The organism is Shewanella profunda (genome assembly GCF_023283765.1).
GTDB lineage: Bacteria > Pseudomonadota > Gammaproteobacteria > Enterobacterales > Shewanellaceae > Shewanella > Shewanella profunda.
In genome coordinates this window covers 1-14,148 of record NZ_JAKILG010000031.1, presented here as the reverse complement: position 1 = coordinate 14,148, position 14,148 = coordinate 1, and the positions used below count along the sequence as shown (strand labels likewise).

The following is a 14,148-nucleotide window of genomic DNA, read 5'->3' as shown; positions in this document are numbered from 1 at the left end:
ACTCGTCCACAATTGAATTGAGTCAAATGTAGAGGTGAATTATGTCGTTTAACATTGCATTGAGTGGCATATCTGCCGCGCAGAAAGATTTGAACACGACTGCGAACAACATTGCTAACGCAAATACTGTTGGTTTTAAAGAGTCACGTGCTGAATTTGCGGATGTTTACGCTAATTCGATTTTCTCTAACTCTAAAACTGCTGTCGGTGGTGGTGTAGCAACGAGTCAAGTGGCGCAGCAATTCCACCAAGGTAGTTTACAGTTAACCAACAACTCTCTGGATATGGCGATAAAGGGAGGTGGTTTTTTTGTAACATCTTCAGAACTTGGCACTTTAGACTTTTCTTATACCAGGGCGGGTGCATTTAAAGTTGACTCAAATAACTACATGGTCGATTCAGCCGGTAACTATTTACAAACTTTTCCTGTAGATAAAGAGGGGAATTCAACTTCTGTTAGTTTAACTACGGCTAAACCCGTTCAAATCCCTGATACCGCGGGGAGCCCTGTAAAGACAGAGAACGTCAGTCTTCAGATGAATTTAAACGCAAAAGAGAGTTCACTCGATCCCGCGGCATTTGATCCACTCGATCCTAAAACTTACAATAGTGTTACCTCGATGACGATTTATGACTCACTCGGTGAGCCACATATTATGACCTCCTACTTTGTTAAGCCCACTGATGGGGCATACAACGGTGAAAACAACTGGGTTGCCTACTATGCGGTTGATGGTAAGCAAGTAGATGTTGATGGAGCTGCTGGTACTTATCAAACAGATACAGATGGTGACGGTGTACCCGATGGAACGGCTACCGCAGAAACTACTGGTGGTTGGAGAGGCTCGGTACTGAAGTTTAACTCAGTTGGTGTTTATACGGGGAGCGATCCTGCAATAGTGACAACAGAAACCCTTGGTGTGGGTGGTGCAGGAGTATTGGGGCCTGGTGCCGATGGTACTCAAAATTTAACAATTAAGTTTAATGCCCCTACCCAGTATGCAGCTCCCTTTGCGGCGACAGAATTAACTCAAGACGGCACAACGGTTGGCCGCCTAACAAACGTTGAAATTGGTGCAGATGGTCTAATCACGGCCAGCTACTCTAACGGTTCAACGGTCCCCTTAGCGCGTGTTGCTTTGGTTCGTTTTGCTAACGAACAAGGCTTAACCCAAGTCGGTAATACCTCTTGGAAGGCGAGCTTAAATTCGGGCCCTGCACTAGCAGGTGAGGCAAATAGTGGCACATTCGGTAGTATTAGTTCTTCTGCGTTAGAGCAATCGAATATCGATTTGACCACTGAGCTGGTGGATCTTATTTCCGCTCAGCGTAACTTCCAAGCAAACTCTCGTACACTGGAAGTCAATAACACCCTGCAACAAACTGTGCTACAGATCCGCTAGTTTTTGACGTTACCGTAAGTGTTGCCGCCAGCGGCAACACTTAGCCTCTTTACCGTATTCCCCTATAATCCCTTCTAATTTTTCTAATTAATCAACATATTAGGTATCGTTTTTGTTGGCACGATGCTTGCTTTGCTATTGTCAGGTAGAAAATTTGACGGAGCAGTCTTGTGGACAAATTCCTGTATATCTCCATGAGTGGGGCTAAGCAAAATATGAATGAGTTGGCCTTACGAGGCAACAACTTAGCCAATGCGAATACTGATGGTTTCAAGTCTGATATGGCGCAGGCGAGATCGATGCAAGCCTTTGGAGAAGGGTTACCATCACGGGTATTTGCCATGATTGAAACTCCGTCTACAAATTTTCGTTCGGGCCCGATTAAAACTACGGGACGGGATCTTGACGTTGCCATTAAAGGCGATGGCTGGTTTGCTGTGCAGGCAAAGGATGGCAGTGAGGCCTATACCCGCTCAGGCAGTTTGAGTTTTGACTCAACAGGTCTTTTACATAACGACAGAGGTAATCCTGTTATGGGAGATGCGGGACCGATTGTACTGCCATTACCTATAGATAAAGTCACTATTTCCCAGGATGGGATTATTTCTGTGCGTCCTCAAGGCGCTACGGCAGAGGTCATCGAAGAGGTTGGCAGACTTAAACTGGTTAATCCCGGTAATGCCCAAATGATGCGTGGCGAAGATGGTTTATTCCGACTGGTATCAGGCAATGATGCCCCAGCAGACCCTAATGTGGCTGTAGAAAGTGGTGCAGTAGAAGGAAGTAACGTCAATCCAGTCGATGAGATGGTGTCTCTGATTGAGTTACAGCGCCAGTTTGAAATGCAAGTCAAGATGATGAAAACCGCGGAAGAAATTGATCGCGCCTCATCTTCATTAATGCGTATTAGTTAGGAGATAGATTATGCATCCGGCGTTATGGATTAGTAAAACTGGCTTAGACGCACAGCAAACTGATATTTCGGTGATCTCAAACAACGTTGCCAACGCGAGTACTGTTGGCTACAAGAAGAGCCGCGCTGTATTTGAAGATTTGTTATATCAAACCGTTAACCAAGCGGGTGGGATTAGTGCGTCAAACACTAAGCTACCCAATGGCTTAAACATTGGTGCGGGTACAAAAGTGGTCGCAACACAGAAAATGTTTACCCAAGGCAATATGTTAACTACGGATAACTCACTGGATTTGATGATTGAGGGGCCGGGATTTTTTGAAGTGCAGTTACCCGATGGCACGACCGCTTATACCCGCAATGGTCAATTTACATTAGATGATACTGGGCAAATTGTAACACCGGGATCAGGTTATGTACTGCAACCTGCGATTACAATTCCTGAAGATGCGACCAGTATTACTGTTTCTGCCGAAGGTGAAGTGTCAGTAAAAACTCCTGGCGCAGCTGAAAACCAAGTGGTGGGCCAACTCAGCATGACGGATTTTATTAATCCATCGGGGCTCGATCCTATGGGACAAAACCTATACACAGAAACTGGGGCAAGTGGTACGCCTATTCAAGGCACGGCTTCATTGGATGGAATGGGGGCCATTCGGCAGGGAGCATTAGAGACCTCCAACGTCAATGTGACCGAAGAGCTTGTTAATCTTATCGAAAGCCAGCGTATCTACGAGATGAACTCCAAAGTGATTTCAGCGGTAGATCAAATGTTGGCCTATGTGAATCAGAACCTATAGAGGCACATATCATGGCTAGATATTTTATATTGGCCGCAGCCCTCCTGCTTAGTGCTTGCAGCTCGACACAAAAAAAGCCTATTGCTGACGATCCTTTTTATGCGCCAGTTTACCCAGAAGCCCCACCGACAAAAATTGCGGCCACTGGGTCAATTTATCAGGATAGCCAAGCGGCGAGTTTGTATTCTGATATTAGAGCCCACAAGATTGGTGACATTATTACCATAGTGTTAAAGGAAGCGACTCAGGCTAAAAAGAGTGCAGGCAATCAGATTAAGAAAGCGTCAGATATTAGCTTAGATCCTATCTATGCTGGTGGCAGTAATATTTCAGTGGCGGGTGTACCTTTGGATTTGCGCTACAAAGACAGTATGGACACTAAGCGTGAGTCAGACGCTGATCAGAGTAATAGCCTCGATGGCAGTATCTCCGCAAATGTCATGCAAGTGCTTAATAACGGTAACTTAGTGGTACGCGGTGAGAAATGGATTTCAATTAATAATGGCGATGAGTTTATCCGTGTTACAGGTATTGTTCGTTCACAGGACATTAAACCTGATAACACAATCGATTCAACACGTATGGCTAATGCCCGTATCCAATATAGTGGCACTGGCTCTTTTGCAGACGCTCAAAAAGTCGGTTGGCTGAGCCAATTCTTTATGAGCGATTGGTGGCCTTTCTGAGGAGTCAAATCATGAAATATAGACTGATTGTCGCACTTGCCATGTTAGTGCTTTCTCTACCTAGTCAGGCCGAAAGAATTAAAGATATTGCTAATGTTCAGGGTGTCCGTAGCAACCAGTTAATTGGTTATGGCTTGGTTGTTGGTTTACCCGGTACTGGCGAGAAAACCAAGTATACCGAGCAAACCTTTACAACGATGTTGAAAAATTTCGGGATCAATTTACCAGATAATTTTAGACCTAAAATCAAAAACGTAGCCGTAGTGGCTATTCACGCCGATATGCCTGCGTTTATAAAACCTGGGCAACAATTAGATGTTACTGTATCGAGTCTAGGCGAGGCAAAAAGCCTGCGTGGTGGCACTCTATTGCAAACGTTCCTCAAAGGGGTCGATGGTAATGTGTACGCTATTGCCCAAGGGAGTTTAGTGGTTAGTGGTTTTAGTGCAGAAGGTTTGGATGGCTCTAAAGTCATTCAAAATACCCCTACAGTAGGCCGCATTCCAAACGGCGCTATTGTTGAGCGTAGTGTTGCAACGCCATTTTCAACTGGCGATTATTTGACGTTTAATCTGCGCCGCGCCGATTTTTCAACGGCTCAACGGATGGCTGATGCTATTAATGATTTACTCGGTCCTGATATGGCGCGCCCACTGGATGCAACATCAGTTCAAGTGAGTGCCCCACGAGATGTATCACAACGCGTATCCTTCCTCGCAACCCTAGAAAATCTGGATGTTATTCCTGCAGAAGAGTCGGCCAAGGTGATTGTTAATTCTCGAACTGGAACCATAGTAGTGGGTCAACACGTTAAATTATTGCCTGCTGCTGTAACCCATGGTGGTTTAACCGTGACAATTGCTGAAGCGACACAAGTCTCTCAACCTAATGCATTGGCTAATGGTGAAACCGTAGTGACTGCCAACACCACTATAGGTGTCAATGAAAGTGATCGCCGCATGTTTATGTTTAGCCCGGGAACCACTCTGGATGAGTTGGTCAGAGCCGTCAACTTAGTGGGTGCAGCACCTTCAGATGTACTTGCTATCCTAGAAGCATTAAAAGTGGCAGGTGCTTTGCATGGTGAGCTTATCATCATCTAATTTCTGTCGGGAAAATTATGGAAAAGCTTTCAAGTTCATCACATTTTCTTGACCTGGGCGGGCTAGATTCACTTCGCGCCCAGGCACAGAAGGATGAGAAGGGCACTTTAAAACAAGTTGCCCAACAATTTGAAGGCATTTTCGTGCAAATGTTGATGAAAAGCATGCGCGATGCTAATGCGGTATTTGAATCGGATAGTCCCCTCAATAGCCAATACACTAAGTTTTATGAGCAAATGCGTGATCAGCAATTGTCGGTCGATTTGTCGGATAAAGGTGTGTTAGGTCTTGCCGACATGATGGTGCAACAGTTATCACCTGAGTCTAGCCAGCATATTCCTGCCTCTGTATTACGTAGTGATGGCGGCGAAAAATTGCTGCAAGGCGATAAAGCATTGAGTGTTCCAGCGCAAAATACGGCAACCCAAGATGTGCTTAATGCTTCAGCAACGACTGCAAGCACTTCTGCAGGCATCCCAGCCTATATTGCTCGTCCAACCTTTGAGTCAGATAGGCCAGATGATGTGGCCTCATCATTGGATATCGACACGCCAGCACCTTCATTAGCGGTTAGTACACCCAAGCCAACCTGGTCAGAGCAACCACTATCGCCCATTGAGCCTGTAATTAGCGGCCAGATTTTGCCGACAGTGGCATTTAGAGAAACCCAAAAGACACTCAAATTTGGTAGTCGGGAAGAGTTTTTGGCAACTTTGTATCCCCATGCAGAAAAAGCGGCTAAGGCTTTGGGTACCCAGCCTGAAGTGCTACTGGCGCAGTCGGCGCTCGAAACCGGTTGGGGACAGAAAATTGTACGAGGTAACAATGGTGCACCTAGTCACAACCTATTCAATATTAAGGCTGATCGCCGTTGGCTTGGGGATAAAGCTAACGTGAGTACCTTGGAATTTGAGCAGGGTATTGCCGTTAGACAAAAAGCCGATTTTCGCGTTTACACTGATTTTGAACATAGTTTTAACGATTTTGTCACCTTTATTGCTGAAGGTGAGCGTTATCAAGATGCTAAAAAAGTCGCCGCTTCACCAACCCAATTTATTCGTGCATTGCAGGATGCGGGCTATGCCACCGATCCAAAATATGCTGAGAAAGTCATTAAAGTGATGCAGACAATAAGCCAAGAGCTTAAGTCGATACTGCCAGGAGAAGACAAATGATAAATCTTCATAGGTTATTAGTTCTGAGGAGTGTCGGCTAATGGCGATTGACCTATTAAATATTGCTCGTACTGGGGTGCTAGCCTCGCAGTCGCAACTTGGGGTTACCAGTAATAACATTGCCAACGCGAATACCGCAGGTTATCACAGGCAGGTGGCAACCCAGTCGACGCTAGAGTCACAACGGCTTGGTAATAGTTTTTATGGCACGGGGACTTACGTTGATGATGTAAAACGTATTTACAACGACTATGCGGCAAGAGAATTACGTATTGGACAAACAACCCTAAGTGGTGCTGAAGCGAGTTATGGCAAACTCAGTGAGCTCGATCAACTGTTTTCTCAAATCGGTAAAATGGTACCTCAGAGCTTAAACTCTCTTTTTACTGGATTAAACAGTCTCGCGGATTTGCCCGCTGACTTAGGTATTCGTAGTTCAACCCTAAACGATGCTAAACAATTGGCTAATAGTTTGAATCAGATGCAATCGAGCTTAAATGGCCAGATGACGCAAACTAATGATCAGATCACAGGTATGACTAAGCGTATCAACGAGATTAGTAAGGAGTTGGCTAATTTAAATCTCGAGCTGATGAAATCGCCAAATCAAGATGCCATGTTACTCGATAAACAAGATGCGCTCGTTCAAGAGCTAAGCCAATATGCTCAAGTGAATGTTATTCCTCAAGAGAATGGTGCCAAAAGCATTATGTTGGGCGGCTCGGTGATGTTGGTTTCCGGTGAAATCGCCATGACGATGGATACTAAAACTGGAGATCCATTTCCCAATGAATTGCAATTGACGTCAAGTATTGGCTCACAAAGTGTTGCTGCCGATCCGAGTAAATTAGGCGGGCAATTAGGTGCGCTGTTTGAGTACCGTGATCAAACATTAATTCCGGCAAGTCACGAGCTCGATCAGTTAGCCCTAGGGATTGCTGATAACTTCAATAAAATGCAAGCTCAAGGATTTGATCTCAATGGTCAAGTTGGATCGAATATCTTTAGGGATATTAATGATCCTTTAATGTCATTGGGTCGTGTTGGTGGCTATTCAAACAATACTGGTAACGCAACTTTAGGTGTCACGATTGATGACACCAGTTTGTTAACCGGTGGCGCCTATGAATTATCTTTTACCGCACCTGCAACCTATGAATTAAGGGATACAGAAACCGGGGTAATTACACCACTGACCTTAAATGGGTCGACCTTAGAAGGTGGTGCTGGATTTTCAATCGATATTAAAGCTGGGGCGATGGCTTCAGGTGATCGCTTTGTTATTCGCCCTACTGCGGGCGCCGCTAACGGCATTACCGTTGAAATGACGGATCCAAAAGGCATTGCCGCCGCTTCGCCTAAAATAACCGCTGATGCAGCGAACTCAGGTAATACCCAAGTTAAGTTAACGCAAATTACGAATCGCAGTGCAGCTAATTTTCCTATTACTGGCAGTGAATTGACGATCCAGCTCGATACCACCGCTATACCTCCAACCTATGAAGCATTTGATGCCTCAGGAAGCTCTCTTGGTGCCGCTGCTCCTTATACTCCCCCAAGTATCAGCGCCTTTGGTTTTACCTTTGAAGTTGATAGTACTGCAGCCGCTAGCAATGACAGATTTACCTTCGATTTATCCTTCGCCGAGGGTGATAACTCTAATGCTGTCGCTATGGCTAAGTTGAGCGAAAGTAAAGTGATGAATGGGGGGAAGTCAACCTTAGCGGATGTATTTGAAAATACAAAAATTGACATAGGCAGTAAGACAAAAGCGGCCGAAGTGCGTGTAGGGTCTGCAGAGGCTATTTACCAACAAGCCTATGCCAGAGTAGAAAGCGAATCGGGCGTCAACTTAGATGAAGAAGCCGCCAATTTGATGCGTTTTCAACAAGCTTATCAAGCCTCTGCTCGGATAATGACTACGGCACAAGAAATTTTTGACACCTTATTAACCTCAGTGCGTTAGGAGATTTAATCATGCGACTATCATCCGCGCAGATCTTTAATCAAAGCATTACGAGTGTACTGCAAAAGCAAACGGCAACTAGCAAGATCCTCGAACAGCTCAGTAGCGGCAAAAAAGTCAATACTGCGGGTGATGATCCCGTTGCGGCGCTAGGTATCGATAACCTGAATCAACGCAATGCCTTAGTCGATCAATTTATGAAGAATATTGACTACGCGACTAATCGATTAGCAGTAACTGAAAGTAAGTTGGGGAGTGCCGAAAATCTGGCATCTTCCATACGTGAACAAGTTATGCGAGCGGTAAACGGCACACTAGCGGATTCTGAGCGGCAAATGATTGCCGATGAAATGAAAGGAAGCTTAGAAGAGTTACTGTCTATTGCCAATAGTAAGGATGAATCTGGCAACTATATGTTCTCTGGTTACAGCACGGATAAAGAGCCATTTGCTTTCGACAACTCAACACCTCCCCAAATAGTTTACAGCGGTGATTCTGGCGTCAGAAATAGCTTAGTACAAACGGGTGTAGCCCTAGGGACTAATGTACCTGGCGATACTGCTTTTATGAAAGCACCAAATGGACTTGGCGATTATAGCGTCAATTATTTGGCCAGTCAGCAGGGAGAATTTAGTGTTAAAGCGGCAAAAATTGCTGATCCAGCAACTTATCTAGCTGATACATATACATTTAATTTTTCAGATAATGGTTCTGGTGGAACCAATTTACAAGTACTTGATTCAGCCAATAATCCAGTGGCGAACATTGCTAATTTTGATGCGGCAACCCCTGTAAGTTTTAATGGTATTGAAGTCAACATTTCTGGAAAACCCAGCGCTGGCGATAGTTTCACCATGGAGCCACAGTCTGAAGTCAGCATTTTCGATACAATCAGTCGTGCGATCGCATTAATTGAAGATCCTAATTCAGCTAACACACCTCAAGGTCGATCTCAGTTGGCACAGATATTGAATGACATCGATAGTGGTGTCAATCAGATCAGTTCTGCCAGAAGTGTGGCGGGGAATAATCTGAAAGCCGTTGAAAGCTACAAAGATACTCACATCGAGGAGAAAGTGGTGAATACATCTGCTCTTTCTCTACTTGAGGATCTTGATTACGCGTCAGCGATTACGGAATTTGAAAAGCAGCAGCTTGCATTGAACGCAGTCTCTAGCGTGTTTAGTAAGGTGGGTTCTGTTTCCCTGTTTGATTATATTTAATCGTGATTTTTAGGTGTAATAGCCTAAATGCACTGGTAGTTTCAAGATTGGAAATGGCCAAGCTTCGAAGTCTTGGCAAGATACTTAGAAGAGGAAAATACTATGGCTATTACAGTTAATACCAACGTGACTTCGATGAAGGCACAGAAAAATTTAAATACATCCAGTAGTGGCTTAGCAACCTCTATGGAACGTCTATCGAGTGGTCTGCGTATTAATAGCGCCAAAGATGACGCTGCGGGTTTAGCAATCTCAAACCGTTTAAATAGTCAAGTGCGGGGCTTAGATGTGGGTATGCGTAATGCAAACGATGCCATTTCTATTGCCCAGATTGCTGAAGGCGCAATGCAAGAGCAGACTAATATGTTGCAACGTATGCGTGATTTGACCATCCAAGCAGAAAACGGTGCGAATAGTACCGATGACTTAATCGCATTACAAAGTGAAATTAACGAATTAGCATTAGAAATCACTGCGATTGGTGATAGTACCGCATTTGGTAATACTAAGTTGCTTGATGGTGATTTCGCTGGTGGCAAGACTTTCCAAGTCGGTCATCAAAGAACTGAAGATATTACCATTTCTGTTGCCGCCACTAATGCGGCTACTCTGGCAGTAAATACATTAATAATAGGTACAGATACTGGTCGTTCAACTGCACTTGTTGCAATTGATGCAGCAATTAAAACGATTGATAGTCAACGCGCAAACTTAGGCGCTAAGCAAAACCGTTTAGCCTATAACATTAGCAATAGCGCTAATACTCAGGCTAACGTTGCTGATGCTAAGAGTCGTATCGTAGATGTGGATTTTGCCAAAGAAACCTCAGTGATGACGAAGAACCAAGTATTGCAACAAACGGGTTCTGCGATGCTTGCTCAAGCAAACCAGTTACCTCAAGTTGCCTTATCGTTATTGGGATAATTTCGCAGGCAAGTGTCAATATAGAAGTGCTTTTGCCTACTTTTCTTAGGAAACTGTAGAAAGTAGGCAAAGTTTTTTATTAGGTTTTGAATGGTATTTATATGAAAAATAGGTATTTTTAAAAAAGTGAATATTTTTTAAAAATAATCCTAAAGATAAAAAAAGTGCTGCCGTTAAATATACTGTAACCACTAAGACCCGCCTGGCTTAAGTAGACAGGCAAGTGAAGTTAACAAGCCAGGTATTAAAGAGGAAACGAATCATGGCCATTACAGTAAACACTAACGTCACATCTTTAAAAGCACAGAAAAACTTAAACTCTTCAGCGAGCGGTTTGGCCACATCAATGGAACGTTTGTCCAGTGGTCTACGTATTAACAGCGCAAAAGATGATGCTGCTGGTTTAGCAATATCTAACCGTTTAGACAGCCAAGTACGTGGCCTCGATGTAGGTATGCGTAACGCTAACGATGCTATCTCTATCGCCCAAATTGCTGAAGGTGCGATGCAAGAACAGACTAACATGCTACAGCGTATGCGAGATCTAACTGTTCAAGCGGAAAACGGTGCCAACAGTTCTGATGACTTAGCGGCATTACAAAGTGAAATTAGCGAATTAGCACTAGAAATCACTGCAATTGGTGATACCACAGCATTTGGTAGTACCAAATTGATGATGGGAGAATTTGCTAATGGCAAAACTTTCCAAGTCGGTCATCAAAGAACTGAAAATATTACCATTTCTGTAGCTGCCACTAATGCGACTGCTTTGGCAGTAAATGCACTAGAAATAGGTACTGACACTGGTCGTTCAACTGCACTTGCTGCAATTGATGCAGCAATCAAAACGATTGATGGTCAGCGTGCTAACTTAGGTGCTAAACAAAACCGCTTAGCTTATAACATCAGTAACAGTGCTAATACTCAAGCCAACATTGCTGATGCTAAGAGCCGTATTGTGGATGTTGACTTTGCTAAAGAAACATCACAAATGACTAAGAGCCAAGTACTACAACAAACGGGTTCTGCTATGTTAGCCCAAGCTAACCAATTACCTCAAGTGGCCCTATCACTACTGTAATAATCTACACTAAAGTGAAAAGGTGATGAGGGAGGTTCGGCAACGGATCTCCCTTTGCCACATTAAAGGTTGACAAAGCTTTTAATGTAGACTTGTTTTATGCTAAATAAAACAAGGGGTTAATATGGTGAGGTGTGGCTATGGATATCAATATAGCAAATTCAGCTACTATGGTTCACAATAAAGTCGATTTAGCTCAAGTGTCTCCAAAGACTCCAGCTTCGGGAGTTGAGTTAAAGGGAGATGCCGCAGTATCGACAATTGAACAAACCATTGCACAAGATGGTGTCGATAACGAATTTAATCCGGCTAAACTTACGCAAATTGCTACTGAGCTGTCGGATATGATGTCTATGATGCGTAAGGGGCTTGCATTTAAGGTTGATGAGAAGTCAGGTCAAGCCGTTGTGACTGTTTTAGACAAAGATACGGGTGATGTTATCAGGCAAATGCCTAGTGAAGAAGCACTAGCATTAGCTGAAAAGCTATCTGAAGTGACAGGGCTTTTGATGAAAACAGAGGCTTAAAATACTGACATTACTAAATATAGTGATAGTTGATGAGTAAGAGGTTTGTATGGCATTAACAGCGACAGGTATCGGCTCAGGCTTAGATATTGCTAACATTGTAAAAGTGTTAGTGGATGCCGAAAAAACACCGAAAGAGGCAATGTTTAATAAAACAGAAGACAGCATTAAAGCTAAGGTTTCTGCTATGGGAACCTTAAAAAGCGCACTGACGACATTTCAGGATGCCGTAAAAAAATTACAAACCGGTGAGGCTTTAAATCAACGCAAAATATCCGTTAGTAATAGTACATATTTAACTGCAACTGCTGATAAAACAGCTCAAACAGGTAGTTATGCTATTAAAGTTGAACAGCTCGCTGTCAATCATAAAATTGCTGGAACGAATGTAACTGATCCTGCATTAGGTGTCGGTGAGGGGAGTCTAGCTTTTGGGGTCAATGGTAATAATTTTTCCGTGGACGTATCGGCAACGGATTCTCTTGATGCGATAGCGAAAAAAGTCAATGAAGCACCCGATAATGTCGGTGTCACTGCCACCGTTATAACCAGTGACGCCGGAAGTCGATTAGTTTTTAGTTCCGATAAATCTGGCGAAGATAACCAAATCAGCATCACGGCTACAGATACCACAGGCTCTGGCCTTAGCAATATGTTTGATGCAATGAATACCACAACGCTTCAAGATGCAAAAAATGCTGTCCTCTACATTGATAATCAAAAAGTCACCTCGCAAACTAATGAAGTTAAGAATGCGATTACAGGTGTGACTTTACAGTTAACAGATGCTGATCTTACTAAAACCACTTCACTCAAAATAGAACAAGATAACGATGCAGTTAAAACAAACGTTAAGGCATTTGTTGATGCCTACAATAGCTTAGTTACAACGGTCGATAAGCTGTCATCCTACGATCAAGATACAAATACTGCAGCGGCATTGCAGGGCGACTCGATGATCCGTTCGATTGAATCACAACTCCGTAGTATTGCGAGCGAACGAGTGCCTACCGAAGATGGTGGTTCTATAGCTTTGTATGATATAGGTATCACAACAGATAGATATGGTAAGTTATCTATTGATGATACTAAGCTTGATAAAGTGCTTTCTGAGGATATGTCTAGTGTTGAAGCTCTCTTTGCTACACCAGAAAAAGGCTTAGCTAATCGGTTTTACGATGTTTCTGAAAGCTATGTTAAATCCCGAGGCGTGATTGCAGATAGAGAGACAAGTTATACTAATCAGCAAAGTAGGTTAGCAGAACAAAGAGAAGCTTTTACTCTTAAAATGGACCAGTTAACTGCCCGTTTAACAAAACAGTTTAATGCAATGGATCTTGTCGTAGGACAACTTAACCAGCAGAGTAGTGGTTTACTTGCTAGTTTAAACTCGCTTCCTGGAGCAGTTAAAAAGAGTTAGTAAGTAAGGAAACGTCTAGTGAAACAACTTAATGAACTTAATGAACTTAATATAACGCTCAGCGACACATTGAATCAGTTAACTCGCATCCCCGCAGAATATCCTCAAACTGACGAGTTGGTGTCAAATTTGCAGGTACTCGTTGGAGAGCGTCAACTTTTACTCAATGTATTAGTGGCTGATGCTAGCATGACGGACGCTGATTATCTTCAGTGTCAGCTTGACCTCACTAAAGAGTTCACTATTAAGGCAAATCACATCATGGCGGACAGGCAAGCATTATTACATGCGGGCAGTAAGAATAAGCGCCAGATTAGTGTTTACGAGACAATAGATTCAAACAGGTAGGTATTTATGAGAGGATCGCTGCAATCATATCGTAAGGTTTCGTTAGAAAGTGAGATCACTGTAGCTTCACCACATCGAATCATTCAGTTAATGTTTGCTGGAGCGCTGCAACGTTTGGCACAAAGCCGTTATGCTATTGAGCAAAATGATTTGGCTAATAAAGGTATTTATATTAATAAAGCTATCGGTATTATTACTGGTTTAAGTAATAGTTTGAACATGGATGCCGGTGGGCAAATAGCAAAGAATTTAAGCGAGCTCTATGATTTCATGTTGCGCAAAATTTCAGAAGCTAACTTGAATAATGATGTGAAAGCAATAGATGATGTGTGCGATATTCTGCGTACCATTAAAGAAGGCTGGGATGCGATTCCTGCCGATAAACATAATTTATCTTCCCATTCCGACGCGGGTTAAGGTTGTTAAAGGCCAAATAAAAAAGCGCACTTTGTGCGCTTTTTTTATGGCGATTGACCCGTCCTAAATAGCGTTGACACTTTTCAAACTCATTTTGGAGAGTGTAATGACTTCAACAATTAAACGAACTCAACGTGATTATTCCCTCGCTTTTAAATTGGC

At 43.2% G+C, this 14,148-nt stretch carries 14 protein-coding genes; all 14 read left to right on the top strand.

The window, feature by feature from the left end:
- Positions 1 to 41: 41 nt before the first annotated feature.
- The 14 genes from flgE to fliS all read left to right on the top strand — a co-directional run bounded on the left by flgE (position 42) and on the right by fliS (position 13,986).
- A complete protein-coding gene (gene flgE, locus L2744_RS14370; RefSeq protein ID WP_248992561.1) occupies positions 42 to 1,403 on the top strand; it encodes a flagellar hook protein FlgE in 1,362 nt (453 codons plus the stop codon).
- A gap of 170 nt (positions 1,404 to 1,573) precedes the next feature.
- Positions 1,574 to 2,317 carry a flagellar basal-body rod protein FlgF gene (flgF, locus tag L2744_RS14365; protein WP_248992560.1) on the top strand — a complete coding sequence of 248 codons (744 nt, stop codon included), beginning with the start codon at positions 1,574 to 1,576 and terminating at the stop codon, positions 2,315 to 2,317.
- A gap of 10 nt (positions 2,318 to 2,327) precedes the next feature.
- Positions 2,328 to 3,116 carry a flagellar basal-body rod protein FlgG gene (flgG, locus tag L2744_RS14360; RefSeq protein WP_248992559.1) on the top strand — a complete coding sequence of 263 codons (789 nt, stop codon included), beginning with the start codon at positions 2,328 to 2,330 and terminating at the stop codon, positions 3,114 to 3,116.
- Between the two features lie 11 nt (positions 3,117 to 3,127).
- Complete coding sequence (gene flgH / locus L2744_RS14355; protein ID WP_248992558.1) at positions 3,128 to 3,802, top strand: flagellar basal body L-ring protein FlgH; 675 nt, start codon at positions 3,128 to 3,130, stop codon at positions 3,800 to 3,802.
- A gap of 11 nt (positions 3,803 to 3,813) precedes the next feature.
- On the top strand, positions 3,814 to 4,905 hold the full coding sequence (locus tag L2744_RS14350) for a flagellar basal body P-ring protein FlgI (RefSeq protein WP_248992557.1): 1,092 nt from the start codon (positions 3,814 to 3,816) through the stop codon (positions 4,903 to 4,905).
- A 17-nt stretch (positions 4,906 to 4,922) separates the two neighbouring features.
- The gene (locus L2744_RS14345) at positions 4,923 to 6,080 is read left to right on the top strand and encodes a flagellar assembly peptidoglycan hydrolase FlgJ (RefSeq protein WP_248992556.1); all 1,158 of its coding nucleotides are present in this window, start codon (positions 4,923 to 4,925) and stop codon (positions 6,078 to 6,080) included.
- A 40-nt stretch (positions 6,081 to 6,120) separates the two neighbouring features.
- Positions 6,121 to 8,046 (top strand): flagellar hook-associated protein FlgK, encoded by a 1,926-nt coding sequence (flgK, locus tag L2744_RS14340; protein ID WP_248992555.1) that lies wholly within the window; start codon positions 6,121 to 6,123, stop codon positions 8,044 to 8,046.
- A gap of 11 nt (positions 8,047 to 8,057) precedes the next feature.
- A complete protein-coding gene (flgL, locus tag L2744_RS14335) occupies positions 8,058 to 9,269 on the top strand; it encodes a flagellar hook-associated protein FlgL (RefSeq protein WP_248992554.1) in 1,212 nt (403 codons plus the stop codon).
- 102 nt (positions 9,270 to 9,371) lie between these two features.
- Positions 9,372 to 10,193 carry a flagellin N-terminal helical domain-containing protein gene (locus tag L2744_RS14330; protein WP_248992553.1) on the top strand — a complete coding sequence of 274 codons (822 nt, stop codon included), beginning with the start codon at positions 9,372 to 9,374 and terminating at the stop codon, positions 10,191 to 10,193.
- 262 nt (positions 10,194 to 10,455) lie between these two features.
- Positions 10,456 to 11,274 carry a flagellin N-terminal helical domain-containing protein gene (locus tag L2744_RS14325; RefSeq protein WP_248992552.1) on the top strand — a complete coding sequence of 273 codons (819 nt, stop codon included), beginning with the start codon at positions 10,456 to 10,458 and terminating at the stop codon, positions 11,272 to 11,274.
- 140 nt (positions 11,275 to 11,414) lie between these two features.
- Positions 11,415 to 11,801, top strand: coding sequence for a flagellar protein FlaG (locus L2744_RS14320; protein ID WP_248992551.1), 387 nt, complete (start codon positions 11,415 to 11,417; stop codon positions 11,799 to 11,801).
- A 49-nt stretch (positions 11,802 to 11,850) separates the two neighbouring features.
- Positions 11,851 to 13,221, top strand: a complete 1,371-nt coding sequence (fliD, locus tag L2744_RS14315) for a flagellar filament capping protein FliD (protein ID WP_248992550.1) — start codon at positions 11,851 to 11,853, stop codon at positions 13,219 to 13,221.
- A gap of 18 nt (positions 13,222 to 13,239) precedes the next feature.
- Positions 13,240 to 13,569, top strand: a complete 330-nt coding sequence (locus L2744_RS14310; protein ID WP_011716410.1) for a hypothetical protein — start codon at positions 13,240 to 13,242, stop codon at positions 13,567 to 13,569.
- A 6-nt stretch (positions 13,570 to 13,575) separates the two neighbouring features.
- Positions 13,576 to 13,986, top strand: a complete 411-nt coding sequence (gene fliS, locus L2744_RS14305; protein WP_011788767.1) for a flagellar export chaperone FliS — start codon at positions 13,576 to 13,578, stop codon at positions 13,984 to 13,986.
- The last annotated feature ends 162 nt before the right edge of the window (positions 13,987 to 14,148 follow it).

Bases quoted from the DNA above. Each gene is read 5' to 3' on its own strand.
- flgE (WP_248992561.1), top strand. From the start codon at position 42: ATGTCGTTTAACATTGCATTGAGTGGCATATCTGCCGCGCAGAAAGAT.
- flgG (WP_248992559.1), top strand. From the start codon at position 2,328: ATGCATCCGGCGTTATGGATTAGTAAAACTGGCTTAGACGCACAGCAA.
- flgH (WP_248992558.1), top strand. From the start codon at position 3,128: ATGGCTAGATATTTTATATTGGCCGCAGCCCTCCTGCTTAGTGCTTGC.
- L2744_RS14350 (WP_248992557.1), top strand. From the start codon at position 3,814: ATGAAATATAGACTGATTGTCGCACTTGCCATGTTAGTGCTTTCTCTA.
- L2744_RS14345 (WP_248992556.1), top strand. From the start codon at position 4,923: ATGGAAAAGCTTTCAAGTTCATCACATTTTCTTGACCTGGGCGGGCTA.
- flgK (WP_248992555.1), top strand. From the start codon at position 6,121: ATGGCGATTGACCTATTAAATATTGCTCGTACTGGGGTGCTAGCCTCG.
- flgL (WP_248992554.1), top strand. From the start codon at position 8,058: ATGCGACTATCATCCGCGCAGATCTTTAATCAAAGCATTACGAGTGTA.
- L2744_RS14330 (WP_248992553.1), top strand. From the start codon at position 9,372: ATGGCTATTACAGTTAATACCAACGTGACTTCGATGAAGGCACAGAAA.
- L2744_RS14325 (WP_248992552.1), top strand. From the start codon at position 10,456: ATGGCCATTACAGTAAACACTAACGTCACATCTTTAAAAGCACAGAAA.
- L2744_RS14320 (WP_248992551.1), top strand. From the start codon at position 11,415: ATGGATATCAATATAGCAAATTCAGCTACTATGGTTCACAATAAAGTC.
- fliD (WP_248992550.1), top strand. From the start codon at position 11,851: ATGGCATTAACAGCGACAGGTATCGGCTCAGGCTTAGATATTGCTAAC.
- fliS (WP_011788767.1), top strand. From the start codon at position 13,576: ATGAGAGGATCGCTGCAATCATATCGTAAGGTTTCGTTAGAAAGTGAG.